The organism is Pedobacter sp. D749, assembly GCF_019317285.1.
GTDB lineage: Bacteria > Bacteroidota > Bacteroidia > Sphingobacteriales > Sphingobacteriaceae > Pedobacter.
On record NZ_CP079218.1, the window covers coordinates 3,733,664 to 3,758,552 of the forward strand.

The 24,889-nt window shown below is 40.2% G+C and carries 17 protein-coding genes; 5 read left to right on the plus strand and 12 right to left on the minus strand.

The genetic code is table 11. The annotated features are described in order from the left end of the window. Nucleotides 1-171: 171 nt before the first annotated feature. Nucleotides 172-2,364: a catalase gene (locus KYH19_RS15000; RefSeq protein ID WP_219075700.1), complete on the minus strand. Its 2,193-nt coding sequence runs from the start codon at nucleotides 2,362-2,364 to the stop codon at nucleotides 172-174. Between the two features lie 14 nt (nucleotides 2,365-2,378). Then, nucleotides 2,379-2,933: a ferritin-like domain-containing protein gene (locus KYH19_RS15005; protein WP_219075701.1), complete on the minus strand. Its 555-nt coding sequence runs from the start codon at nucleotides 2,931-2,933 to the stop codon at nucleotides 2,379-2,381. A 353-nt stretch (nucleotides 2,934-3,286) separates the two neighbouring features. On the opposite strand from KYH19_RS15005, the gene KYH19_RS15010 reads away from it, so the two are divergent. Both KYH19_RS15010 and KYH19_RS15015 read left to right on the plus strand, forming a co-directional pair. Next, the gene (locus tag KYH19_RS15010) at nucleotides 3,287-3,844 is read left to right on the plus strand and encodes a ferritin-like domain-containing protein (protein WP_121283660.1); all 558 of its coding nucleotides are present in this window, start codon (nucleotides 3,287-3,289) and stop codon (nucleotides 3,842-3,844) included. A 454-nt stretch (nucleotides 3,845-4,298) separates the two neighbouring features. Next, entirely contained in the window at nucleotides 4,299-4,772 is a 474-nt protein-coding gene (locus tag KYH19_RS15015) for an ankyrin repeat domain-containing protein (protein WP_121283661.1), read from the plus strand. Here the strand turns inward: KYH19_RS15015 and KYH19_RS15020 are convergent. From KYH19_RS15020 to KYH19_RS15030, 3 genes are all read right to left on the minus strand, one after another. After that, nucleotides 4,769-5,437 (minus strand): hypothetical protein, encoded by a 669-nt coding sequence (locus KYH19_RS15020; protein ID WP_255562434.1) that lies wholly within the window; start codon nucleotides 5,435-5,437, stop codon nucleotides 4,769-4,771. The genes KYH19_RS15015 and KYH19_RS15020 overlap by 4 nt on opposite strands. Before the next feature lie 580 nt (nucleotides 5,438-6,017). Beyond that, nucleotides 6,018-6,380 carry a response regulator gene (locus tag KYH19_RS15025; RefSeq protein WP_219075702.1) on the minus strand — a complete coding sequence of 121 codons (363 nt, stop codon included), beginning with the start codon at nucleotides 6,378-6,380 and terminating at the stop codon, nucleotides 6,018-6,020. Then, the gene (locus KYH19_RS15030) at nucleotides 6,373-7,926 is read right to left on the minus strand and encodes a PAS domain-containing protein (RefSeq protein ID WP_255562435.1); all 1,554 of its coding nucleotides are present in this window, start codon (nucleotides 7,924-7,926) and stop codon (nucleotides 6,373-6,375) included. Before KYH19_RS15030 ends, KYH19_RS15025 begins: the two co-directional genes overlap by 8 nt. 588 nt (nucleotides 7,927-8,514) lie before the next feature. Between KYH19_RS15030 and KYH19_RS15035 the strand changes: the two genes are divergently transcribed. The 3 genes from KYH19_RS15035 to KYH19_RS15045 all read left to right on the plus strand — a co-directional run bounded on the left by KYH19_RS15035 (nucleotide 8,515) and on the right by KYH19_RS15045 (nucleotide 13,440). Then, nucleotides 8,515-9,837, plus strand: coding sequence for a paraquat-inducible protein A (locus KYH19_RS15035; RefSeq protein ID WP_255562436.1), 1,323 nt, complete (start codon nucleotides 8,515-8,517; stop codon nucleotides 9,835-9,837). Between the two features lie 12 nt (nucleotides 9,838-9,849). After that, nucleotides 9,850-11,199 carry a paraquat-inducible protein A gene (locus tag KYH19_RS15040; protein ID WP_219075703.1) on the plus strand — a complete coding sequence of 450 codons (1,350 nt, stop codon included), beginning with the start codon at nucleotides 9,850-9,852 and terminating at the stop codon, nucleotides 11,197-11,199. A gap of 183 nt (nucleotides 11,200-11,382) precedes the next feature. Then, nucleotides 11,383-13,440: a PAS domain-containing sensor histidine kinase gene (locus tag KYH19_RS15045; RefSeq protein WP_219075704.1), complete on the plus strand. Its 2,058-nt coding sequence runs from the start codon at nucleotides 11,383-11,385 to the stop codon at nucleotides 13,438-13,440. Nucleotides 13,441-13,690: 250 nt separating this feature from the next. On the opposite strand, the gene KYH19_RS15050 is transcribed toward KYH19_RS15045, so the two are convergent. The 7 genes from KYH19_RS15050 to KYH19_RS15080 all read right to left on the minus strand — a co-directional run bounded on the left by KYH19_RS15050 (nucleotide 13,691) and on the right by KYH19_RS15080 (nucleotide 24,463). Continuing rightward, nucleotides 13,691-15,451 carry a glycoside hydrolase family 9 protein gene (locus KYH19_RS15050; protein WP_219075705.1) on the minus strand — a complete coding sequence of 587 codons (1,761 nt, stop codon included), beginning with the start codon at nucleotides 15,449-15,451 and terminating at the stop codon, nucleotides 13,691-13,693. Between the two features lie 13 nt (nucleotides 15,452-15,464). Next, entirely contained in the window at nucleotides 15,465-16,013 is a 549-nt protein-coding gene (locus KYH19_RS15055) for a carbohydrate binding domain-containing protein (protein ID WP_219075706.1), read from the minus strand. A gap of 190 nt (nucleotides 16,014-16,203) precedes the next feature. Then, on the minus strand, nucleotides 16,204-17,316 hold the full coding sequence (locus KYH19_RS15060; RefSeq protein ID WP_219075707.1) for an IPT/TIG domain-containing protein: 1,113 nt from the start codon (nucleotides 17,314-17,316) through the stop codon (nucleotides 16,204-16,206). A 6-nt stretch (nucleotides 17,317-17,322) separates the two neighbouring features. Continuing rightward, complete coding sequence (locus tag KYH19_RS15065) at nucleotides 17,323-18,900, minus strand: RagB/SusD family nutrient uptake outer membrane protein (RefSeq protein ID WP_219075708.1); 1,578 nt, start codon at nucleotides 18,898-18,900, stop codon at nucleotides 17,323-17,325. 23 nt (nucleotides 18,901-18,923) lie between these two features. Then, nucleotides 18,924-22,397 (minus strand): TonB-dependent receptor, encoded by a 3,474-nt coding sequence (locus KYH19_RS15070; RefSeq protein WP_255562437.1) that lies wholly within the window; start codon nucleotides 22,395-22,397, stop codon nucleotides 18,924-18,926. A 202-nt stretch (nucleotides 22,398-22,599) separates the two neighbouring features. Continuing rightward, nucleotides 22,600-23,763, minus strand: coding sequence for a FecR family protein (locus tag KYH19_RS15075; RefSeq protein ID WP_219075709.1), 1,164 nt, complete (start codon nucleotides 23,761-23,763; stop codon nucleotides 22,600-22,602). A gap of 115 nt (nucleotides 23,764-23,878) precedes the next feature. Then, nucleotides 23,879-24,463, minus strand: a complete 585-nt coding sequence (locus KYH19_RS15080; RefSeq protein WP_165902687.1) for an RNA polymerase sigma-70 factor — start codon at nucleotides 24,461-24,463, stop codon at nucleotides 23,879-23,881. Nucleotides 24,464-24,889 lie beyond the last annotated feature (426 nt).

The following is a 24,889-nucleotide window of genomic DNA, read 5'->3' on the forward strand; positions in this document are numbered from 1 at the left end:
ATAACCCCTTACAAACGCGCTTCATCATCATGGGGCTATGAATAAATGCCTCGCTATTATAAAACCAGCTGAAACCTTTTGCAGTTTTCTTTTATTTAAAAAAAACAACCAGGCTGAAATTGCCTGGTTGAGATGAGATTTAAATTATTGTTTTAAAAATTAAACGGCTTGTTATGCCGGAATTTTTCTCGGCACTTCCCGGTCCCAAAATCTGTGCTGGGCAATCATCCTGATAAACAAGTCTACTAATGAAGAAAGATCATCTGAAACCATTATTCCTTCACGCAGAACAGTTTCCTGAGAATATTCATCCGGAAGTTTTTTATAGAAATACGTAGCCTCCAAAACTTGTATTGCTGTTGAATCAGCAGCTATTGCCTTACAGTGCTTGAAGGCCTCGTTCAGAAAATGTACCGCATTAGCTTCTGCTTCTAATGTAGCAGAACTATTTGTTCCTCCCGGAAGATAAACGGCATCGTAAAGTACCGAGGCAGCCGTAAGGAAACTCTCATCTACATTGATCTGCTGATCTTCCTGTGAAAGAATAGTACCCAGTTTTGGCGCTATAATGTGTACAACTGCGCCTTGGGCAATAAGCGCATCCTTTACTTGACTGAGCGATTTACCATCTACGCCATCTGCTGCAAGAATTGCGATTTTTCTGGTAGCAATCGTATCCTTAAGCGTTCCAGACATACTTAATGCCTCCGATTTTGTAAGTTCGCCTTCTTTCTGCTCCGGGCTATAATCAGCAGGATCAGCATCTGCCGGTATACTACCATTAAGTTCTTGTAAAGGAATAAGTGGAACGTGAAGCCCAAGTGCATAAGCTACCGCTGCTGCAAGCCCTTTGTCGACATGGTTAAGTAAGCCGAGCATACGTTCTCTCACCGCAACCATTTTTACCTTGCCCAGCTCAAAGCTGAAGGCATCGATAAGGTGGTTTTTTTCGGCCTCAGACTGACTGTTAAAAAATAACCTCGCCTGCGAAAAGTGGTCGAAAAAACTCCTGCTTCTCGCACGGATTTTCTTCGCATCAATGCGTTCGTTATAACTTACAAAGCCCCCATCTGCTGCTGTAGCCTGTTGTGGATCGTTTGCAGCTATTCCATTAGGGCCATAACTGGTCTTTCCGCGGTTTATGGTTTGGCGCATATAGCCATCGCGCTGGTTATTGTTTACCGGTACAACAGGTCTGTTAATCGGAATCTCATGAAAATTTGGTCCACCCAGCCTGATTAGTTGCGTATCAGTATAAGAAAATAACCTTCCCTGTAAAAGTGGATCGTTGGTAAAATCTATTCCGGGAACAACATGCCCGACATGAAAAGCAACCTGTTCGGTTTCTGCGAAAAAATTATCGGGATTGCGGTTTAAAGTCATTTTCCCAATGCGTTGCACCGGGACCAGCTCTTCAGGGATTAATTTTGTCGGATCTAATAAGTCGAAGCCAAACTTAAATTCGTCTTCTTCAGCAACAATCTGAACGCCAAGTTCCCACTCAGGAAAGGCACACGCTTCTATTGCATCCCAAAGATCCCTTCTATGAAAGTCGGGGTCTTTTCCAGAAATATTCTGTGCTTCATCCCATGCAACCGAGTGTACGCCCAGCAATGGCTTCCAGTGAAATTTCACAAAACTTGCCACTCCAGATGCATTAACAAAGCGAAAAGTATGTACCCCAAAACCTTCCATCATCCGGTAGCTTCTTGGAATAGCCCTGTCGCTCATTAACCACATAATCATGTGGGAAGATTCGGGCATAAAGGAAATGAAATCCCAAAAAGTATCATGTGCTGATGCAGCCTGGGGCATTTCATTGTCTGGCTCTGGCTTTACAGCGTGCACCAAATCAGGGAATTTAACCGCATCCTGAATAAAAAACACAGGCATATTGTTGCCTACCAGATCAAAGTTTCCTTCCTGAGTGTAAAATTTTACTGCAAAACCACGAACGTCACGGGCAAGATCGGTAGAACCTCTTGATCCTGCTACAGTCGAAAACCGAACAAAAACAGGTGTTTCCTGGCCCGGATCGCAAAGGAAAGCCGCTCTGGTAATGGAAGACATATCTTCATATACCTTGAACACACCATGTGCTCCAGATCCCCTGGCATGTACAACACGCTCTGGTATCCGCTCATGGTCGAAATGGGTAATCTTTTCCCGTAATATAAAATCTTCTAACAATGTTGCGCCACGATCGCCAGCCTTAAGCGAATTCTGGTCGTCGTTTATTTTGACTCCATGATTGGTGGTGAGTTTTTCACCGGTAGCATCTGCAACAAAGGCCTCAAGTTTTGCTGTTTTATCGTTGTCCTGTTTTATCGGACTGGTATCTTTTACTATTGTTTTTTTTGCCATTTTTTTCTCCTTTCTTAAGCCTCCTCAGCTGCTTTATAATTAATTTCATTCTCAGCAATATCGGTAAGCTTTATATCGGCAAGTTTTTCTTCAGCAAGCGTTTGTTCAAGTATGTCTGCAATTTCTGTTAAACCCAATGTTGTTGCCAATTGAAAAAGTCCACCATAAGAAGCAATTTCGTAGTGTTCTACCTTTTGGCTGGCTAATATAATGCCCACATCACGGGTCGCCGTTCCAGCCTCTGTTTCTTCAATGATACTTTCACCCTCTTTACTCAATCCTTCCATCGCATCACATTTTTTTGCTATGGGTTTTTCGCCAAGGAGTTCAAACACTTTTTCAAGCCTGGCTACATGTCCTTTGGTTTCAGTAAGATGTGATTCAATTGCGCCCTTAAGTACTGGTGATGTTGCGCTGGAAATCATTTTAGGCAAATTTTTAACCAAATGATTCTCGGCCCAGTAAAGATCACAGATTCCATCTTTAAAGAGTTCTTTCAAGGCTGGAGAAGTCGCTACCGTATCTTTAGCGCTAAGTTTTGGTTTACTGCCGCTGTCTTGTTTTTTCATAGTATGTTATATGTTTAAGATGTTTCGTCGTTGACCATCATCTATTATAACCCTATATTTTGCTATTTAGTTTCCGAAATTTATCCGCGTTTTAATACGTACTTTAATAAAAGATAGCTACCCGGCGTAACCTTCACTTCAAAACCGGGAAATAACCTGACCAGCTGATACCATGAGCTTTATCAAAATTTAGTGATGAGTCCAATTTCTAATGAAAAATTTTAGAGGAACTCCGTTGGTCAGAAAGAAATAATAAAAGGTTTTATTATCGAAAAATACAAACAAGTAAAAAACTCAAAACCTTCCACAATTTTATCCTGTTCTATAATAAAGAACCTATTAAAAATATAATTATGGCAACTACAAAAACACCGGCAAAGAAAACCGCAAAACCTACAGGTAAAACAGGAAAAATTGAGAATTCAGAATTCCATGATTTTTTTGTAGATGAGTTAAAAGATATTTATTGGGCAGAAAAGCATCTTGCTAAAGCACTACCAAAAATGAAGAAGGCCGCTACGAGCCCGGAGCTGGCAGCCGCTTTTGAAAAGCATACCCAGGAAACAGAACAACATATCAGCACTCTTGAAGAAGTATTTAGCCTTTTAGGAGAAAAAGCTACTGCAAAAAAATGTGACGCCATGGCTGGTTTACTGGAAGAAGCTGACGGAATTATCGCTGATACTGATAAAGGTACCATGATTCGCGATGCCGGACTTATCCTGGCTGCTCAAAAAGTTGAGCATTATGAAATTGCAACCTATGGAACCTTAAGGGTATTTGCAGAGAATATTGGCCACAACGATGTAGCTGAACTCCTAACGCAAACGCTCGAAAATGAAAAGGCAACAGATGTAGCCCTGACCGAAATAGCGGTTAACGCAGTTAATGCGGAAGCGGTAACAGAATAAACGATAAAAAGGCTCTTCGGAGCCTTTTATTGTTTATTCTGTTTTATTTTCCTGGTCGTCACCCTGAATTTATTTCAGGGTCTTTTTTTTGCAAAAAGATACTTCAGCAGAATTAACTACTTGTGCAACTAAAACACTAATTGAAATAATTGTTGTAATTACGACCAAAAAGAGAAAGATTCTTCATTGCACTCAGAATGACAGCGTATTTCTACACCGTGTTATCCTGAAAGCTTGCCCAGACTTTAGGGGAGGTGATCTTTAATCGATGGCCCCTAGCATGAAAGATTGCTTCGTCGTTCCTCCTCGCAATGACGACATTTCTGAGGTATCTATCATTGAAATAATTGATTTGCGAATAGCAGCAACAGTTGTTTATCTCAAAATATTCATCATTACTTAATTTAAACCTTAAGTATAAAAACCTTTTTTCTACAACTACAGTTATGTTAACATGGAAAATTTAGACCTATTGATTATACCCGCAGCAAGACAGGGAGAAACAGAAGTATTAAAAGAGCTTATCAAAAGGGGAGCCAACGTTAATGCCAGAGACGAGAAAGGTTATACCCCGTTAATCATCGCCTGTTATAATAATCGTTTATCAAGTGCAGAGATCCTCTTAGATGCAGGAGCAGATATAGATGCTGCAGACTATGGCGGCAATACCGCGCTGATGGGGGTTTGCTTTAAGGGCTATCTGCCCATTGCAGAACTGCTGATTACCAGGGGTGCAAAATTAGATCTCCAACATGGAAATGGCGGAACCGCGCTTATGTTTGCAGCCATGTTCGGGAGGAACGACCTGTTGAAACTCTTACTTGAAAATGGTGCAGATCCTTCGCTTACCGATATCCGTGGACAGCGTGCCGCAGAGCTTGCAGCCATGCAGGGCAATGAAGAAGGACTCGCAATTTTACAACATTAAGGTCTGCCATCAAGCAGTCCTTTTACCAGCAGTTTCCATTGAGGATAGGACAAACCCAATTTGGCACTAAAACCAACAATGAGGTTTCGTGCCCTATCGATCAAATTTCCCTCATCGGTATTCGCCTGCTCGTTCCTGCCATGTTCTTCTGCCCATACCGTAATTCTATCTCTGCGGATAGTAAAGGTAGAAGTGGCATGGTCTTTTAAAAAATGAGCAATCTGTTCATCTTGATTAAATGGTGAAGGACATGGCCGGACACGCATACTGATCATTTCCTGATCACCGTCATGCCGGCTTCCGATCTCTTCAATCTTCACCCAATCAAACCCACCTCCTGATGATGGCCCTGGTCCAGGGATATCTATTTTAATAAAATCCCCCTCCTGAGCTGATCGAATAGCTTCTGTTCCATCAGGTGCAAAAATTTTAAAGTCTGAAAGTCCGGAGATTTTCCCCCATTCATTCACCATGAGTAATCGTTTTGCAGCCGCCGAGAAAAATTCCTGAGCCTGAATAAGGCTGCTCAATTTACGTTCTTCAACCACATCCATCTGGCTTCCGATAACCTGTTCGGGTACCAGATTGTTCTTTAGCTTTTTCATTGTCTTTTCTCTATAGAACCATGCGTTTTTGCGCATGGTTTGATTATTTATTAAAAACATGATTAAACCAGATGTGTAATAGCCAAAAAATTTACAAGAAACATGGTCCAAACCAATCCGCTACTTAATCCTTTCGCCTGGGGTAAGCTGATGCAAAAGATCTTTCATGGAGATAAGAGCCGGAATAATTAGTCCGGAGTCCTTAACGTAGAGTTCTTAAAGTTTATAGGAAAAGCTATTGGTTCGTGCCTCCACAAACCAGGGGGCATATAATTCCGCTTTCACTGGCTGATTTTAATAGAAAAGTCGTAAATCTCGACCGGAGCAATCTTACCACGATCGCTAACAGCGTACGCATTAAGATTGCTTCGTCGGCTGAAAAAGCCTTCCCGCATACGGTAGCTATCGGATGACGAACCTCACAGCTGAAATAAATTGAATATGATGATGGAGAGAGAATCATTCCAATAAAAAAAGGAAAAACGTACTCCGGATTATCTTAAACAATAGTTGAGGATTTCAAGCTCCTCACTTTATATATAATTGTTAAACTATTAATTCTATTATCATCCTATAAATACCATAGAATTGACTTTGCAGACCAGAAGAATATAAAACTAAAACAACGTGTTAATCTCTTTTAATTTAGCAGGGCATTAACCGAATCTAAAATATTGTTTAAATCGAAAGGTTTGGCAATAAATTGATTTGCACCTGCATCATTTGCAATCTGTTCTCCATCCCTGCTGGCTGAAATTACAATAACCTGCAGGTTCTCATGGCCTGAATGGTTTCTTAATTGATTCAGTACCTCCTGCCCTGAAAGTCTGGGCATCCACAAGTCAAGGATCAATAAATCTGGTTGTTCCTTATCTATAACCGACTGCACTTTTAAACTATCGTTAACCGAAATAACCGTATGCCCTACTTCCTCCAGAATCATTTCCAACACATCAATAATCCCTTCATCATCATCGCAGATGATGATTTTCTTTTTATCCATTCGGTTCCTTTCCTGCCTTAGGTAAGGTAAAACTAAATATAGAGCCTTTGCCTATTTCGCTCTCTACCCAGAGGGTGCCGTTATGGTTTTTGATGATCTGGTCGCAGATATAGAGACCTATTCCCATCCCTGGAAATTTCTTCTGGATTTCTACTCCCCGGTAAAACCGATCAAAAACCTTTTTCCTGTCTTCAGGGCTCATTCCCAGGCCAAAATCCCTTACAGATACCTTTACATAATCACTTACATTGGCGATATTCACTTCAATTTTATCAGAATCAGGCGCATATTTAATAGCATTTGATAAAAGGTTGCTTACTACCTGGGCGATGTGCGACTCATCAGCCATTACCTCCGCACCAGTCTGGCCATTCAGTACAATTTGATGCCCGGGAACAGTAGCACGCATACCGTCAACAGCTTCTGCAATCATGTTGTCAAAATCGAATTTTGCCATGTGCAGTTCCATATTACCACTTTGGATACGCGAAACGTCAAGCAACTCACTAATTAACGAGTTTAACCGTTCTACATACACAGATACTTTCCGAAAAGTTGACAGAAATTTTTCACCGGCATTTTCTGGCATCGCGCGTTCCAACAGCTGCACATAACCTTTTATCGTTGTTAGCGGCGTGCGGAGTTCGTGACTGGCGATAGATAAAAAATCATCCTTTCTGGTTTCCACCTCACGCTTTTCAGTAATATCTTCAATAGCCAGTAAGATCTGATCTTTAAATTGTCCTTCAAATTCTACCCGGTATGCATTCAGGAGCATTAATTTCCTTCCAATATGTGGAAAATCATGCTCAACCTCAAAATCTACAACAGGATTATTGGTTGGCAGGATTTTAACGAGCAAATCGCGGAGCTTTGGGATATCCCACTGATGGTTCCCTAAATCATATAACTGACGACCTACTGTTTCTTCCTTACTTACCTTAAAGGTTCTCAGAAAATGATAGTTTGCACTCAATACATTAAAATCAGGATCGAGCACTAAAAGCCCCTCGCGTACAGTTTCAATAATACTCGAAAGGAATGCTTCGCTTTCGCGAAGTTCCTTTGTGCGTTCCTTGATCCTCTTTTCCATTACCAATTTCTGCTGTCGCAGATCTTCTTCCGAATTCTTTCTCGAAGTTATATCATTCTGAACACCTATAAAATGGGTGACCTCGCCTTCCTGATTTTTAACCGGCGACATATAGAGTTCGTTCCAGAACAGGTCGCCATTCTTTTTATAGTTCCTGATTTCTACCCGGCATTCCTCACCCTCAATAATACTCTTGGCTAAAATCGCCCTTTCTTTTTGGTTTCGGTCTTGTGCCTGCAGAAACCTGCAGTTATGACCTATAATCTCTTTCCTGGAATATCCTGTAATATTTTCAAAGGCTTTATTGCAATAGATAATTGGGTTGTCTGGCTGGGTATGATCGGTGATAATAATGCCAGAAATAGAGGCATCTAATGCCATGGTCATCAGCTGGAAATTAGATGCGCCTGCATTTCCTGAAAGTTCGAATTTTCGATTGTTAGATGTTTCCAATTGATCAGTATAAAAATGTGAGTATCTGACTTATATTTTAAATAGTGATTTAATCACGCTTAATGAATTAAATTCATCTTATAACCCATTAAGCGATATTTTGTTTTTTTCTTCACAACTATAATGCGGTGATATGGGTAAAATATAGACGACTGTTTGAGATCATATCTGTGGGATAAAAATAGATAAACCAAGAATATTTTCTTCTACACCTGCTTTGTTTTGCGGCAATCTGAAATACAATTAATTTAAATATCCTGCTAAAATAACTTTTTCAAAACAATTCGGAAACTACATCTGTTAAAAACCCACATCTACCTAAAAACTAAAATCGGTTAGTTGAAAATCGATCCGGCTGCCGGTAAGCCCGGCAGCCTAAGTTAAACACCGCGGACATCTTTTTATGATTTATCCCTTACTCAATGACATTGACCTGGTAGCCCGCCCTGCGAAACTGAAACCCTATAGTTAGCCATAAATAATATTTTTATGCTGGCTAAAAAAGGGATAAAACATTTTTCCAAAAATTAATGTTTATCTGCCAATAGCTCCTTTCAGGGAGATGTAACCACTATTATAACGCACAGATTGGAAAAACTCATCAACAAACCTGCAAAAGGAAAGCTTATTTACCGCATTTTGCTGATCCTTGCATTAGGCGTACTGCTTGTGGCCGAAGGCTTTTTCGGTTTCAGGCTGCATGGATTATCTGAAAAACAGGAACAGATTAAACACGATTATTCCAGGGTAAATAACATTACCTATGGGCTGTTCTCTGTACAACAGTGGAAAGATAAGGTAGCCGACATTGTCCACCACCAGGTTTCCAGTCTTAAAATAACCAGCAAACAAAAAAAGATACTACAGGGTGAAGTTGAGCAGGTATTACTGGCACTTATTGATAAGGCAGAAGCCCTGGTAAACAAACCAAAGAAAACCATCAGTGGCAAGATCCAAAAGTTTGCCATCAAAAATTTTGTCAATTCAGATAGCATTCGTGCGCAGGTACCTGCATTTGCCAGAAAAATTATTGCGGAAATAGATAATCCAAAAAATAAAAAGCAACTAGGCCGAATGGCTTTGGGCGAGTTTAATGAAATAGCTAAAGAGGAAAGCCAGGATACAGCATTTGTTGCAAACAATGCTATACTGAAAAAAATTTACCACCAGTATAATGTGTCTTCTAATCAACAGCTAAACCAAAAGCTCAGCAGTACATTAAGCAGCATTCGGCAACAAACCTACTACTACTGTTTTGGCATGTTGAGCTGTGTAATTGTAGTACTTGCATTCTGGTGGTTCTTACGCAAACGCAGAGATTTACATACCACGCTTTTCATTATGTCGTTACTTTTCGCTTTCATCCTTTTAGCTGTGGGCCTAACTGCATCTATGATTGAAGTTGACGCCAGGATCCGCTCTTTAGATTTTGTTTTACTTGGAGAACACGTTGTTTTTAGCGACCAGGTACTCTTTTTCCAGAGCAAGAGTATTTTAGATGTCGTCCGTGTACTGATTAGTCAATCGGCTATAGATTCTGTTCTGGTTGGTGTATTGATCCTGGCTTTCAGTATCCTGTTCCCGGTAGTTAAGCTAACTTCAACAGGTGTGCATTTACTTGGCGGCAAGCGGTGGGCAGAAAATGGGATCATCAGATATTTTGCCTTTCAATCAGGAAAATGGAGCATGGCAGATGTGATCGTAATTGCTATTTTAATGGCATACATTGGCCTTAACGGACTTCTTGAAAACCAGTTGCGTGCATTAAATATCAATAATGATTCGCTTACTATCCTTACGACCAATAACACTGCCCTGCAACCGGGCTACATTATTTTTATCTGTTTTGTACTTTACGGATTGATTCTTTCAACAATCCTTAAATCTATTACTCCGCACGACGTGCATTAAATCCGAAAATGAATGAGCGAATTGCAAAAAGATAACATCGGTACTCATAACCAGATTAAGCCAGGTCGATCCGGATCAGCGTCTTTTATCCTGATTGCGGCGCTTTCGCTGTTGTTAGTGGCTGCAGCATACTGTGGATACCGCTTCCGTGCACTTGCCTACGAGCAGAAACACATTAAGGAAGATTATAGTCTTTCCAACAACATCACTTTTGGTATATTTTCGGTTGACCGTTGGGGAGATAAAATATCAGCAGTGGTTGATCGTCGGGTAAAGGGCTTTAACCTCAATAAAAGCCAGAAAGCTGATATGCAGCAAGAAGTTGAAAAACAGTTGCACGGTATGGTAAATAAAGCTGTGGCAGAATTTACCAGGCCTCAGAAAGGGCTTGGAGCGAAACTCAAAAAACTTGCTTTCAATACTTTTGTGGATGTAAAAGAGATCCATGCGATGGTTCCATCTTTCTCCCGTACCATCGTTACTAAAGTAACCAGCCCTAAAAGCTTGAAAAAGTTAAAATCTGTAGCAGTGGGTAAACTTAATGAACTGGAAGCACAAACTTACGACCTGAGCGATCAAACCATCTCATCGGTAGAACATAACATTTATCAAAAATATAAGGTAAACAATGCAACTGCTTTTGACAAAACTGTAAATGCAAAACTTAAGCAGATTAAGGGGTTAAGCTATCAATATGCAATAGGTATGACCGCTTGCATATTGATTGCCCTGCTGCTCTGGCTAATCTTGCGCAGGCGGGTAGACAGTGAGGTTAGCCTTTTTGTGATCTCATTGCTTTTTGCTTTTATTTTACTTGCGGTAGGCGTATCTTCTCCCATTATTGAAGTAGATGCGAGAATTAAGACCCTTGAATTTGCATTGCTTGGCGAAAAACTTGTTTTCAACAATCAGGTGCTCTTTTTTCAAAGTCAGAGTATATTGGGTATTATTGGTACATTGTTAGAACAGCCTAAACCAGATGCAGTATTGGTTGGCATACTGCTCATGCTCTTTGTGGTGATATTGCCGCTGTTACGTCTTATTGCCCGTGGGCTACAGGTATCTTGCACTGAATTACTGGGCGATTCAAAATTTATCCGTTTTCTGGCATTTGACCTCGGCAAATGGGATATGGCTGACGTTATGGTAGTTGGGATAGCCATGACCTATATTGGTCTTAACGGGATATTAAAAAGCCAGCTATCAGGACTTAATATTGATACTGAGGCCTTGAAAGTGGTTACCGTAAACAACTCTGCGCTACAGCTTGGCTTCTTTATATTTGTTGCTTATGTAGCCTATAATATCATCTTATCTTCCATTCTCAAACGCATAGATGAACAAAATGGACCGTGCAATTAGCAGAAATTTAAGGTAAAAGAACAGGCATAATTATTGGCCGAGACCGAGCAATTGAAGAATACCCTTTCGGTGGTGGCTATATTATTCACTTAAAACTAAAACAATCAACTCACTGCTTTTAAAAATCTTATAATTCTGTAAATTATCAAAATTATTACTTTTGTATTTAAAGGGATATAACCAATGCTAACGAAGACTAACACTTTCAATTTTATATCACTTGCGCCGATACCGATCTTCATCATTGATCCGGATTCATTGAAATTGGAATACGCAAATGCCCGATTTTTAGATTTAGCGAATGGAAGTCTTAAAAAAATTGAGGAACTGAATCTTAATGACATCCTTGGCCAGAACCTATCATCGGCGATCTCTGCCTTCTTTTCGCAGTTGAAAAATCCTTCCGATAATACTTCGGTTCCCGTACAGATTCCTGATCCGGAGAGCAATATAGCCCCATTTTCAAGCTACAATTATTTTGCCAGCAGATTAGAAGAAACACCCGGCACCAGGCTGAAAATTGCTGTTTGGTTAATTGCTAAAACCACGCTTGCAACGGACCCCGATACATCCATCGCTGGTCATCAAACCCTGACAAACCAGCGATCCGGGAACGAAATTCTGTCAGGAATGAAACCGACAGAAAAGCGTCCAAAAATTGAATATGTGGAAGTGGCTGGTGAAAGCCAGCAAACAGGGGCTGACAATTTACTGGTTGCTAAAGAAGATATTCAAAAAAGTGAATCGGAGGAAACGGAGCAAGCTTTATCAGAAACCTGGATAGAACTGGAAACCAGCCGGGAATGGTTTAAAAATATGGTTCACTCCTCTCCTGTTGCGATGTTGATTACCAAGGGTGAAGACATGGTTTTTGATGTGATTAATCATGCCATGCTCAATTTGATTGGCAGAGACACCTCGGTTTTGGGAAAACCCTGGTTTGAGGCTATCCCCGAATTGGTTGGTCAACCGGTTGTAGATGAACTGTTTTACGCCTACCGCACGGGGATCATCCATCATATACCAGGCGTTGGCATATCACTGATAAAAAATGGCGAACCTACATTAGGCTATTATGACCTGACTTATACGCCTTTAAAAGAAAATGGAAAGGTAATCGGACTAATGCAGACTGCCACCGACATCACGGAATATGTCACTTCAAAAGATAAACTTCAAAAGGCATATGAACAAATCAGGTTATCTAAAGAGGCTGCACAATTAGGCACTTTCGATATGGACATGGCTACCGGCCGGTTACAATGGGACGATCGGTGCAGGCTTTTATTTGGTATAAGCCATTCAAATGAAGTTGATTTTGAGCGGGATTTTTTACATAACCTCCATCCGGAAGATTTAGAAAGGATAAATGCAGTTTTAGCTTACGTTTTTGACAAACAGGCCAGTAATGGCATTTACGATGTAGAATACCGGACCATTGGATCTGAAGATAAACGCCTCAGGTGGATAAAAGCAAAAGGACAGGTTTATTTTGATGCGAACGATAAACCATTGAGGTTTATAGGTTCGGTGCTGGATATTACAGAGCAAAAAGAAGATGAGCAGCGTAAGAATGATTTTATCGGCATGGCGAGCCATGAGCTCAAAACACCGCTTACTTCGATAAATGGTTACCTTCAGCTATTGCAATATCATGCCCGCCTGCAAAGCGAAGACAGGATGCTTACTACGATTGATAAATCACTAAACCAGGTTAAGCGGATGACCCGTATGATTGATGGCTTTTTAAATGTTTCGCGACTGGAATCAGGAAAGATAGCGATTGATAAACAACAATTTGAAATTACAGACTTATTGAAAGAAGTTTACGAAGAAACCATGACTTTAACAAAAGGTTATCATGTAAACCTGCACCTTGCCGATGAGATTATGGTTAATGCAGACCGGAACAAATTAAACCAGGTGCTTCAAAACCTGATTGGTAACGCCATTAAGTATTCTGATCCGGGAAGCACGGTTAACATACAATACACCGTTGACAATGGCCATATTATCATTAGTATTATTGATCAAGGAATAGGGATTAAGCCAGAGCATCAACAAAAACTTTTTGACCGGTATTACAGGGTTGAAAATGACAGCACCATAGCAGGGTTCGGGATAGGGTTATATCTCTGCGCAGAAATTGTAACCCGTCATCAAGGAAAAATATGGGTGGAGAGTGAATTTGGGAAAGGCAGTACGTTTTCATTCAGTATTCCACTGAGCACTGCCAGCTAAATACCTTCAAACTCATCTGGTTAAAAAACGACCAAATCGCAATGGCCAAAGTTTATGCTTGTCCGGGTAATAGTATTTGATAAAATAGTTATCAAACATATAACTGAAAGCAGATTGATACAAAGAGCAGCATTTATTAAAGATTTTGGAAATGAGCAGTTCAACTCCTGTGGCAGATTATAGTCCCGCTATCTCTTCAAGTCCTCACTCATGCCTCGTTCCATGAAATGGACAAGTTTTGCAACTACGGTTATTTTATTCCTTCTTTCATCCCCTTTTCAAGATACTCCATTGCATTTGCTACATATACCAATGGGGCATTCCAATTGATGGCAATTTCATTACTTGCATAAGAGTTGGCATCATCCAGATATGACGTTTCCGGTTCGGAATCATATTTTAGTCCATCTTGTTTTTCCCGGTTAGGTCCTCCAACCAGCATGCCCGGAATAGGTTCAGCAATACCATCTGCAAATGAAAGGCGATGATGCGGATGCAGCGGTGATTTGTAACCTATACCCGTTATAAAAGAATAACCAGTTGCGTTTTTACCCAGGATATAATCCAAATTACTAACTGCAGCATCGAGATAAGCGTCCTTTTTGGAAAATAAATAACTATTAATCAGCAATATGCTTTGATTCATAGCTGAAGAATTACTTCCCCATGCAAAGTCGTAAAGCGAGGCGCCGATTACGGTATGATATGGGCCTGTGTTAAAAGCAGCCAGGTAGCGATCAGCAAGTGTAAGTATTTTCTTCTTTAAGATACTGGTTACACTTTTGTAACGCTCAGGAAGCTGCCCCTCGCATCTAATCAGTGTATAATATCCCAGTATGCCTACATTACTCCAGCTAGGTAGGCTTACCGGAGCATTTAAACGGGCAAAAAAAGCATCAAAATACGCTTGTTCTCCGGTTGAGGCTAATAGTTCTGCCGAGGCCCAGATCCATTCATCTTCTAAGTCCTTATCGCCATAGGTGCCCGTGCTTACTTTTAGATTTGACATTTTATTGAGCAGATCCTGATCGTAAACCACGTTCGGATTATTTAACGACCAGCTCCAGGCTTTCTTAGCGGCTAACAGGCAACTATCTGCCAGCCCGGGATATTGTTCAGGAAAGTGTTTAAAAATGCGATAAGCTTGTGCGGTAACAGCGGCTAAATTTAACGTGGCTGCAGTACCTTTCGCCACTACATAGCGTTTTGATATGGCCTTATCTGGCATCACCATGGCATCGAAATCCAGGTTGGTACATTTATGATAAACTCCACCATCAGCAGGGTCCTGCATTTTGAGCATCCATCTCAAATTGTAAACGGCCTCTGTTAATATATCCGGAACTTTGTTTTTCGCATGGGGAATATGTGCCTCCTGGGCTAAAAAATATGCAGAAAAATCTTCATAAGCAGAAAGTAAGGTTGAGGTGGAGATCCCACTATTAACAACATATTTATTGTAATCTCCGGCATCATACCATCCGCCAGCAACGTTAATTTTACTATCGGCCTTCCGGTTTTTAGAAGCGGCCGAGGGATGAATATAGACCGCCGTATCCGGATGCCCGGCAACACGATTCCACTTTCCGGCATAGCTCACATCCAATGCAGATGAGGCACGCTGATAATAAAATGCTTTTAATGCAGCCACAGCAAGATCGTGGTGCACACCATCTGCAATCTTAAAAACAGGAGAGTCAGAAACTCCGGGAATACGGATTATATATTGGCCAGGTTGATTGAGGGTACTAAAATCTGCTATTCTGGTTTTAATTTTAGAGTAGCCAGTCGCCTTTGGTTCAGATAACACACCTGTGTACACGGGTTTTCGGTCTGGCATAGATAACAATTCGAAACTATTCCCTGAAACTGCCTGGAGTACAACCGCACTTTTTTCCAGCTTCGGATAATAACCAGACTGGTTTAGAACAATCTCCGGGAGCCCTGTTTGTTGAGCAGTAGCCGCTGTTGTAACCAGCAATAACAATATTAAAAACCGCCTGTATACCATGCCATTTATCATACTACAAATATTTTTCAAACTCAGATTGCGTAATCGCTTTCAGACTTACCTCATCGATGAACATGGTGCCAGTGACATAACCCAGCGCGAACAACAATTTTATTTGCGTAACACCTGGCGGAATAATATATGCTTTTTCATATAACTTCCAATCCTGGTCGCCTGTAACTGAAGCAATATTGATTCCTTCCCCTATTTTAGCATCCTGTTTGTTAAGGGTTTCGAAAAGAAATAATGCCCCATTCCAGGATTTTGTTCCGGTACTTACTGCATCTACTTTAATCTTCGCGCTCATGAGTATATACTGGGTATTTTTAGGCAAAGAAACAACCTGATGCATACCGGTCCATTTAGAAGAGTCTGAAGAAAATATAGCACTACTCATTTTCCCAGAGCTATACATGTAAGGAGTTACCTTTGCCGAATAATCAACCCACCCATCTAACTCATTTTCGAAGCCACCATTAACCACCAGGTTTTTTTGTGCAAAAGCATGTGTACTGGCTACCAGCATCATTATGCCGACAACAATATATTTTATCACTTTCATTAATGTCTTTATTTTAATCATAAATCTAAAAAAGGCTGCATCATAAATACTGGATTGTCATCCTGAGCTTGTCGAAGGACCTGTTTTAAATATCTTACAAGGCGTTTCGACAGGCTCAACGTGACAAATCCGATTAGAATTACGTTCTATAATACAACCTCATTAAATTGAAATATTTCCTATAATTAAATTAGTAAACACCAATATCATCCAGGTAAATCGTTTCCGGTGCATTGGCACTCAATTCCTGAAACCCGATCCAACTTAGACTTGCAGGTTTGCCGGGATGACTGGCATTCTGGAAACGATCCAATGGAACCACATAATTTGTCCACTTGCCGGCATGCAGTACAACACTTACGTTACGGTTGTCAAAATCATCTAATGCAACCTTTACCACTTTACCTTCAGTACCCGCTGTGCCATAAATAGAAAACTTAACATAGGTTTTATCACTTAGGTCAACTGCATTATTACTGCCTACTGCATATCCTGCGTAATTTCCGGTATAGCTAAGTTTGATTGAATGGGTGCCACGTTTTACCATCTCCGTACTATTCACATCTGCGTTAGCACCTCCGAAATTGAAATCGTAACCAGCTGTTATTCCATCATCGTAAAATAAATGGCTAAATCCAAATGGCAGTAATATTGGAACCACAACGCCATCGTATGAAACGTATGGACCAGTACCTGTACCTCCCGGAGTAGTAACACTTACTGCACCCAGCGCACCCGTTGGAACAGTTACCTTAAGTTCAGTGCTACTTGAAGAGATTACCTTAGCTTCTGTTGTACCGAACTTAACGCTTGATACCTGATCAAAACGCAAGCCGGTAATGGTAATTACATCGCCGGGATTACCGGCAAACTGACTCAAATCACTAATCGCCGGAGCAGGTTGTTTAATGCTAAAATTAAAGGAAGTGGTACCGAAAGAATTGCTTAGTGTTAATTTTCCTGTTTGATTGATCCAGGTAGCGGTTGCTGGGATCGTCACCACAATGCTGTTATCACTAAAAAGAGCGGTATTAAGATCGGCTGAAGCCCCATTGAATTCTACTTTGTTGGTCGATTTCAAATTTACCCCTTCTATAACATAAGTAACACCAACATCGCCGGAAGTAACTGTTGAATCCAGCGGAGTAACTTTACTATCTCCCGGCCTTACTAACGTACGAATCCTTGTAATGCTTGGTGCGCCCTCTCCTTCTTTGTCTTTTTTGCACGAGGTTGCAAAGATCAGCATGCAGAAGACGCCAATCAGATAAAGGGCTATAGTATTTTTATATAACGTTTTCATAATAGCTTATTTAAAATTGTAAGGCACCGGAGCCAATAGTAATTTAGGATTTAGAATGGTTTCTGTTGTAGGATATGGCAAACGGAAATTTGCATCAGTTGGGGTATACTTTTGCCCCCAGATTACAACGGGTGTGGTATTGCTGTAAATTCCTCTTTCCTGATTGGCAATAATTGCAATTGCTTTAGGATGCGAGGTAACATTAAAACCATCTAACCGGCCCAAATCAAACCAATAATCAGCCTCAAATACAAATTCCATACGACGTTCCTGATAAATATCCTGGATAGTAATGGAGGTTTTAGGAATGAGTCCGGCTCTTTTTCTGATTTTGTTAAAAGGTATCAATGCCGCATCATCAGCAGTACGATCGGCACCTGCAAGAACTGCCTCTGCTTCGATTAACAATACATCAGCATAACGCATCAGGTAAGTATTATTGCCTGCCGAAAATGATGCACCTTTACCGCCATTATCTGCAGGTGTTCCTACTACATATTTTTTAATGAAAGCTGGCATGCCTTGAGCTACCGCTCCGGCAGGTAAAGTGTAGCCACCTTTGGCCTGGTTAATTTCAGGATAAACATCTCCCTGTGTCATTACCGTTGGCTTTTTCCTTAAATCGCCTGCCTCGAAAGCGGTAAGCAAATCGATAGAAGGCGTAACGCTTCCGTAACCGTCTCCTGTACCCGTAATTTCAGAGTTATATGCAAGAAAAGATTGTAGTGCATTACCATGGCCATACGAAGATCCACCCAACCATTGAATAGCGGCAATACTCTCTTCGTTATTATTATTGGCAGTCTTAAACAAGTCGGCGTAAGTTTTGCCGGAAATATCTATTCCATACAATTTAAATTCGCCACTGTTAATCACCTGTTCTGCTTTTATCCGGGCATTCGAATAATCACGCATGTATAAATAAACCTTAGATAATAATGCAGACGCTGATCCGCTGGATACTTTACCCTGAGAAACAGAACCTGTTCTGATCATTTTATCACAATTATCTTCAGCAAACTTGAGATCATTTATAATGAACTTATAAACATCAGTTACCGGATTGGTGTTAATCTGATAATTGCTTACATGATCCAGGCTATTTTCGATAATCGGCACATTTCCCCATGTTCTTACCAAATAAAAATAGGCTATAGCCCGCATAAATCTAGCTTCGCCAATTGCATTATTCACTATTGGTGCCGGCACACTGGCTGGTACTTTTGCTTTCAGGTTATTAATCAAGGCATTAGACTGGGCAACTACACTGTATAGAGAATTCCAGGCAGATGCCAATTGGGTATTATCTCCTGTTACAGAAAAATTTCCAAAATTGATAACATCCGGAGAATAAGTGTGTGCATTGCCACTTAATAATTCAGAAATACACCAGGAAGCTTTGGCATTCCAATCAAACCACGGAGAGTTGTACAAGGCAATGGTACTGGCCTGAACCTGTTCGGTGTTTTGATAAAAATTATCAGCACTAAGTGCATCTTGTGGAGGAATATTAAAAAAGTCTTTTTTACAGCCAGTGCTAACAATGGCCATAAAAATAAAGCTGTATATTAAATATGATTTCATTTTGTTTAAATAATTGTAGGTCACTAAAATTGTGCATTTATTCCAAAAGTGATGGTCCTGGCAATTGGATATCTTCCCAGGTCGATATTATTTAAAATGGCACTCTGATTCATCGCTCCGATTTCCGGATCGTAGCCCTTATATTTTGTAAATGTGTAAAGGTTTTGTACACTTGAGTAAACTTTTAAATTAGAGAATTTAAATTTTCTAATCCACGAAGCAGGTACCCTATAACCAAGACTCACGTTCTGGATGCGTAAAAAAGATCCACTTTCCACATAACGGTCAGATACAAACAGGTTGGGATTATCAATACCGATTTTAGGTGCAGGAATATTAGAATCCGGATTTTGTGGTGACCAGAAATTACTATATGCTGCATATTGGTTTTGATATACAGCCGCCAGGTTACCCATGGTATTGTTTAACAAATTCATAATTTTTGAACCGTAAGATCCGTTCAGGAATAAGGTAAAATCAAAAGCTTTATAACTAAAAGTATTGGTAATGCCATACGTGAATTTAGGATTTGGATTTCCGATCGCTGTACGGTCTTTCTCATTGATTACGCCATCGCCATTTACATCTTCATATTGCACATCGCCCAGCCATGTGCTACTACTGTTATTGGCAATAGTACGCCCGAATTGTACCGGAGCGGATTGAAGTTGCGCTGCTGTTTTAAATATTCCCTTTACTTTATAACCATAAAATTCACCTACAGATCCGCCCACTACTGTACGGGTAACCGGAGATTGCAGATAAGCATTGGTTACTGTTCCGAAGAGTTCGGTAAGGCCATTACCAAGCTCTTTAACCTCATTATTATAATGCGAAAGAACTACACTTGTATTCCACTTAAAATTTGTCTTATCAATATTGTGCGAGTTAATACTCAAATCAAAGCCTACGTTTTCAATCTTTCCAAGATTTACATACGGTGGGTTAATACCTCCTAAATAATCAGGACCACCGACTAAATAGGCAGGAAGGGTAAGCTGAAACAAGAAGTCTTTTGATGTTTTCTTATAAACATCTATACTCGTACTGATCTTACCGTTTAAAAAGCGCATATCCACTCCAGCATTGTATTGGATAGAGGTTTGCCATTTCAATAATTTGTTATCAATCCGTCCGGCTAGAAAACCAGTACCTAAACCTGTTTGTGAAGATCTTAACAAAGAACTGTATAAATAATTGGGAACATCCTGGTTGCCCACCTGTCCGTAACCCAAACGGATCTTAAGCCCACTTACGACCTTATTAATCCCCTGCATAAATGGTTCTTCAGACAATTTCCATGAAGCAGCAAATGATGGGAAATAACCTGACTGAGAACCTTCGGCAAACTTAGAAGTCTTGTCTCTCCTGATTGTAGAAGTAAGGTTATATCTCGAGTTATAGGTATAAATGGCACGCGCATAGATTGATTCCTGGCGTTGCGTACCAATATATTCATCATTGGTAGCCGTTATGGCCTGACCTAAATTCAACGATTGCACGTCGTTACTATAAAACCCCTGGCGCGTTCCCTCAATCCCTCTCCAGTTTGACTGTTGAACCTCGTAACCCAGAATTGCACTAATGTTATGCTTTTGACCAAAAGTCTGGTTATAATTAAAATATTCTTTCCAGATCAAAAAGGTACTTTGCTGATACCTTTCCTTCAAAGATGCAGTAGGATTAGTAAAACGGCCCCATGAATAGCTTGGCGTAAAAACATTATTATCGGAGAAATTAAAATCACCTCCAAGTTCTGATCTCAGCGATAATGATTTGATAAACTTAATTTCATTATAAATATTGGTATTAATGTTACTTCTGTTCAATTTATTTTTGATTTGCTGAGCCTGGGCCACCGGATTTAATGCAGCAGCGGCAGCAAGTGGGTCAAATACAGAAGGACCAGTATACGAACCATCAAGGTTAGTTACAGCTAAATCAGGAGCCTGCAGTAAAGCATTGTAAATAACCCCGTTATTATCACTGGTCACTACATTTTCTGCAGACCGGCTTCCGGTTAAGGTAATTCCAAGTTTAAACCATTCCTTCACCTGGGCATCAGCATTTATCCGAAGACTGTAGCGGCGAAAATCAGAACCGATAACTGTACCATCCTGTCCAAGGTATCCACCAGAAATGTAGTAGTTTAACCCTTCTTTACCGCCAGAAACAGCTACCTGATGACTCTGCTGTGGTGCAGTTGTAAATATTTCCTTTTGCCAGTTGGTACCCTCTCCCAATACTGAAGGATCTGCAAACTCAACTCTTCTTCCGGTACCGTAAATATCACCCAGTGAGTTTTGAAGTGCTGCATACTGGCGAAGATTCATTACATCCAGATACCTTGCCACACGCTGGAAACCGTAATAACCATCATAATTTATCGAAGAATTACCATTCCTACCCCTTTTAGTAGTGATGATAATTACCCCGTTCGAAGCCCGGTTTCCGTATATTGCTGTTGCAGATGCATCTTTTAGTACATCAATCGACTCAATGTCATTTGGATTAATCAATGACAACGGACTTACGGTAGTCTGCGAATTGGCATTAGAAGATGAAGCCTGTAAAGGAGATCTTCCGCTGGTACTCTGATTGCCTGCATCGCCTGAAATTGGCACACCATCTATCACATATAAAGGCTCATTACTACCGCTTAAAGAGGTTACTCCACGTACGCGTACAGATGTATTGCTACCGGGTGCACCAGAGTTTTGCGTAATGGTAAGTCCTGAAGCCCTGCCTTGCAGCATCTGATCGATACTGACTTGAGGCACATTGGCAATATCGGCAGCTTTTACAGACGAAATAGATCCATTAAGATCTGTACGTTTTTGATCTCCGTAACCAATTACCACTACATCAGAAAGTGATGTAGTCTGTGCCTTAAGTACCACATTCAGTACGCGATTATTGCCCGGACTAATCTCCCGGGGTTCCATCCCAACAAAAGAAAACACGAGGGTGGTTGATCCGGCAGGCAGCGAAATCTTGTATTTACCATTAATATCTGTCATGGTTGATTGTTTGGTACCCTTCACATTAACGGCTACCCCTGGAAGCGTTACTCCCTTTTCATCACTCACAGTACCAGAAACCTCTATATCCCGAACGGAGATAGTTGTAAATGGCGAATAGGTATTCTTTTTAAGAATAATTGTTTTTTTGATGATTTTGAAATCGAGGTTGGTATTTTTCAAAACTACGCCCATTACCTGCTCAATAGGCATGTCGGTTACGTTAAGGTTTATTTTATACTTATCGTCTATATCAGCACGTCTGAAAAGCAAGTGGTAACCACTCTGTTTTTCTATTTGCTTTAAGATGGAAATAATGTCAGAATTATTCTGTTTAAGCGTTAGATTCTGACTGAAGCTGCTAGCACTAACCTGCATAAGGGTAAGCGTAAAAAAAAGCACTACGAGTCTCATTGTTAACAAGATTTGGTAAGAATCACGGCGCAATACCTGCCTGATCCTAAAAAATAAATTCATATCTTTATGGAGTTTTGGTTAAATTATAATGTTGTCTAAATCGGATTGTAAGTAACCTTTACAATAACCGGATGTGCTGCGAACACTATCCGGTTTTTTCTTAAAAAGCACGGTTACGCCTTTACATTATACAGTGTTGTAGTAGTTTCTCATGTTTGAATGTTTATTTGGTTAAAATTTATTTTCTGCCGATTAAATCTCTTTAATCGATTATAGTTAGCACACGTCCGTTCAATTCATATTTTAATCCTGTGAATTGAAGCATATTTAACAACTCTGAAAGTTCTACATCTTTAGATATTGTTCCCGTATAAGATATTTTGGAAGGTGTTCCTCTAAATACAACCTGAATATCATACCATCGAACCAACTGCCTGGCAATTTCTTTGATCTCCATATCCTTAAAGATGAAAAGATCGTTTCTCCAGGCCATTACAGCTTCCAGATCGCAATTGTTATTCACGTTTATGCCAAAGGGATTTACCAGGGCTTGTTGTCCGGGCTTCAAAAGCTGTGAAAATTTACCAGATGATAAATGGATGCTGCCTTCAATTAACGTTGTTTTCTGCCCGGCCTCATCGTCATAAGCCATTACGTTAAAATGAGTACCCAGTACCCTAATTTCTGTTCCACCCGATTGTACCTTAAACGGTTGTTTGGGATTCTTAGCTACTTCGAAATATACTTCGCCTGTCATCTGTACAACCCTTTCAGCGCCAGTAAAAGCAGTTGGGAACCGTAAGCTTGATTTCGCGTTTAACCAAGCTTTACTTCCATCAGGCAAAACCACACTATATTTCCCACCAAGCGGCGTAGCAATCTTATTAAAGCTTATTTTTGAAGATGCAGATCCGGTATGCATTTTATAGCTGAGTTCGCCTTCAGCTGTTTTTACAACACTAACATTTTGCTGGTCGGCCAGTGCACCTATTTTGGCTTCTGTTAATACCACTGACGATCCATCGCCTAATGTCAGAACCGCCCTATTGCCACCTGGTTTTATATGAATGGATTGATGTAATTTTGCAGTTTGATTTTGCAGGTGCAGCTGCGAATTATATCTCCAGGTCAGCACCGCACCCAGAACCACCACAAGTGATGCTGCCGCCCAAAACACTGTGCTTATACGTATTGATTTTTTAGGAACTGATATGATCTTTTGCTGACTTTTAGCTTCGATATTGAACAAAATGCGTTCAAAAATTTTATCTTCCACGAACTTACGCTGGTCATCAGAAAGGCCTGCAAGATCTTCAGGTACCTCATCCATACTATCAAACCATTGATCTACTTCTTTTATCTCACTAACACTACAATCACCAGAAAGATATTTTTTAAGTAGGGAAACGGCTATTGATCTGCCCATGTTGATACGTAGTTATATTTGGTTCGTTAATAGTATAGTCGGATGACCTGCCCCTAGCCCCCAAAAAAAAATGAAAAAAATTTAAAATGCATCCCGGATGTACGGGCGACTGTATTTAACGGAGTAACCAGGCAAAACCAGAAGCAATCAAAATCACCTTATAATGTACCCTAAAGTGCTTTAACGCATTGGTAATATGATTTTCTACCGTCTTTTCAGACAACCCCAGTAATTCGGCAATTTCCTTATTAGATTTATGCTCCTTCCTGCTGAGTTCAAATACCTTTCTGCATTTTGCAGGTAACTTAGAAATCACTCCGTTAATTCCGTTTTCCAACTCTTTTATAAATATGGTTTCTTCAGTGGTATTCGTAGCCTCCTGATAACTAAATGAAAGCAGTTCGAGGTAATTGTTCCGGGTAGCCTCCTTAGCCAGATAATCAATAATTGAATAGCGGATAGCGGAATGGAGATAAGCCTTTAAAGACCCTTTGATATTTATTTTTTTCCGATTGATCCAGAATGTTGTGAAGAAATTCTGGATAATCTCTTCTGCAGCTTCTTTAGACCTTAATCTTTTATTGGTAATTAAATATAAATCATACCAATACTTAGTATAAATTTTCTTGAAAGCAACCACTTCGTTCTCCCTCAACATTACGATCAGTTCTTCATCAGTATGATTATGTTGGTTGCTCATAGCCAGTAAAATTATAAAAAAAATTGAATCCAAAACTACGAACATAAAGCCAGACCTGGCGATATATTAAAATGCTGATATTTATAGCATTTTGCTTTGATGATTCTAAAAATCTAATCTATAATTCTGATTATAAAAAAAATGGAGGCTGTGTTATAAATATAGAATTGCAATCCTGAGGGATAATTAATTGCTTAAAATGACAGATTTTTTAGCGAATTATAGGCTGAGAGGAATCGTCATTCCCAACTTGATTGGGAATCGTAATGCAAGCGCTTTAAGATTCCCGCCTGCGCGAGAACGACGGCCGTACTGATAGATTCTGCCCATGGTAGAGCTTGTCGAAGGACCTGTTTTAAATGCCTTAAAAGGCGTTTCGACAGGCTCAATGTGACAAATTCCAAGTGAATTACAATTTATGATACA

Bases quoted from the DNA above. Each gene is read 5' to 3' on its own strand.
- KYH19_RS15000 (WP_219075700.1), bottom strand. From the start codon at position 2,364: ATGGCAAAAAAAACAATAGTAAAAGATACCAGTCCGATAAAACAGGAC.
- KYH19_RS15005 (WP_219075701.1), bottom strand. From the start codon at position 2,933: ATGAAAAAACAAGACAGCGGCAGTAAACCAAAACTTAGCGCTAAAGAT.
- KYH19_RS15010 (WP_121283660.1), top strand. From the start codon at position 3,287: ATGGCAACTACAAAAACACCGGCAAAGAAAACCGCAAAACCTACAGGT.
- KYH19_RS15015 (WP_121283661.1), top strand. From the start codon at position 4,299: ATGGAAAATTTAGACCTATTGATTATACCCGCAGCAAGACAGGGAGAA.
- KYH19_RS15020 (WP_255562434.1), bottom strand. From the start codon at position 5,437: ATGTTTTTAATAAATAATCAAACCATGCGCAAAAACGCATGGTTCTAT.
- KYH19_RS15025 (WP_219075702.1), bottom strand. From the start codon at position 6,380: ATGGATAAAAAGAAAATCATCATCTGCGATGATGATGAAGGGATTATT.
- KYH19_RS15040 (WP_219075703.1), top strand. From the start codon at position 9,850: ATGAGCGAATTGCAAAAAGATAACATCGGTACTCATAACCAGATTAAG.
- KYH19_RS15045 (WP_219075704.1), top strand. From the start codon at position 11,383: ATGCTAACGAAGACTAACACTTTCAATTTTATATCACTTGCGCCGATA.
- KYH19_RS15050 (WP_219075705.1), bottom strand. From the start codon at position 15,451: ATGGTATACAGGCGGTTTTTAATATTGTTATTGCTGGTTACAACAGCG.
- KYH19_RS15055 (WP_219075706.1), bottom strand. From the start codon at position 16,013: ATGAAAGTGATAAAATATATTGTTGTCGGCATAATGATGCTGGTAGCC.
- KYH19_RS15060 (WP_219075707.1), bottom strand. From the start codon at position 17,316: ATGAAAACGTTATATAAAAATACTATAGCCCTTTATCTGATTGGCGTC.
- KYH19_RS15065 (WP_219075708.1), bottom strand. From the start codon at position 18,900: ATGAAATCATATTTAATATACAGCTTTATTTTTATGGCCATTGTTAGC.
- KYH19_RS15070 (WP_255562437.1), bottom strand. From the start codon at position 22,397: ATGAATTTATTTTTTAGGATCAGGCAGGTATTGCGCCGTGATTCTTAC.
- KYH19_RS15075 (WP_219075709.1), bottom strand. From the start codon at position 23,763: ATGGGCAGATCAATAGCCGTTTCCCTACTTAAAAAATATCTTTCTGGT.
- KYH19_RS15080 (WP_165902687.1), bottom strand. From the start codon at position 24,463: ATGAGCAACCAACATAATCATACTGATGAAGAACTGATCGTAATGTTG.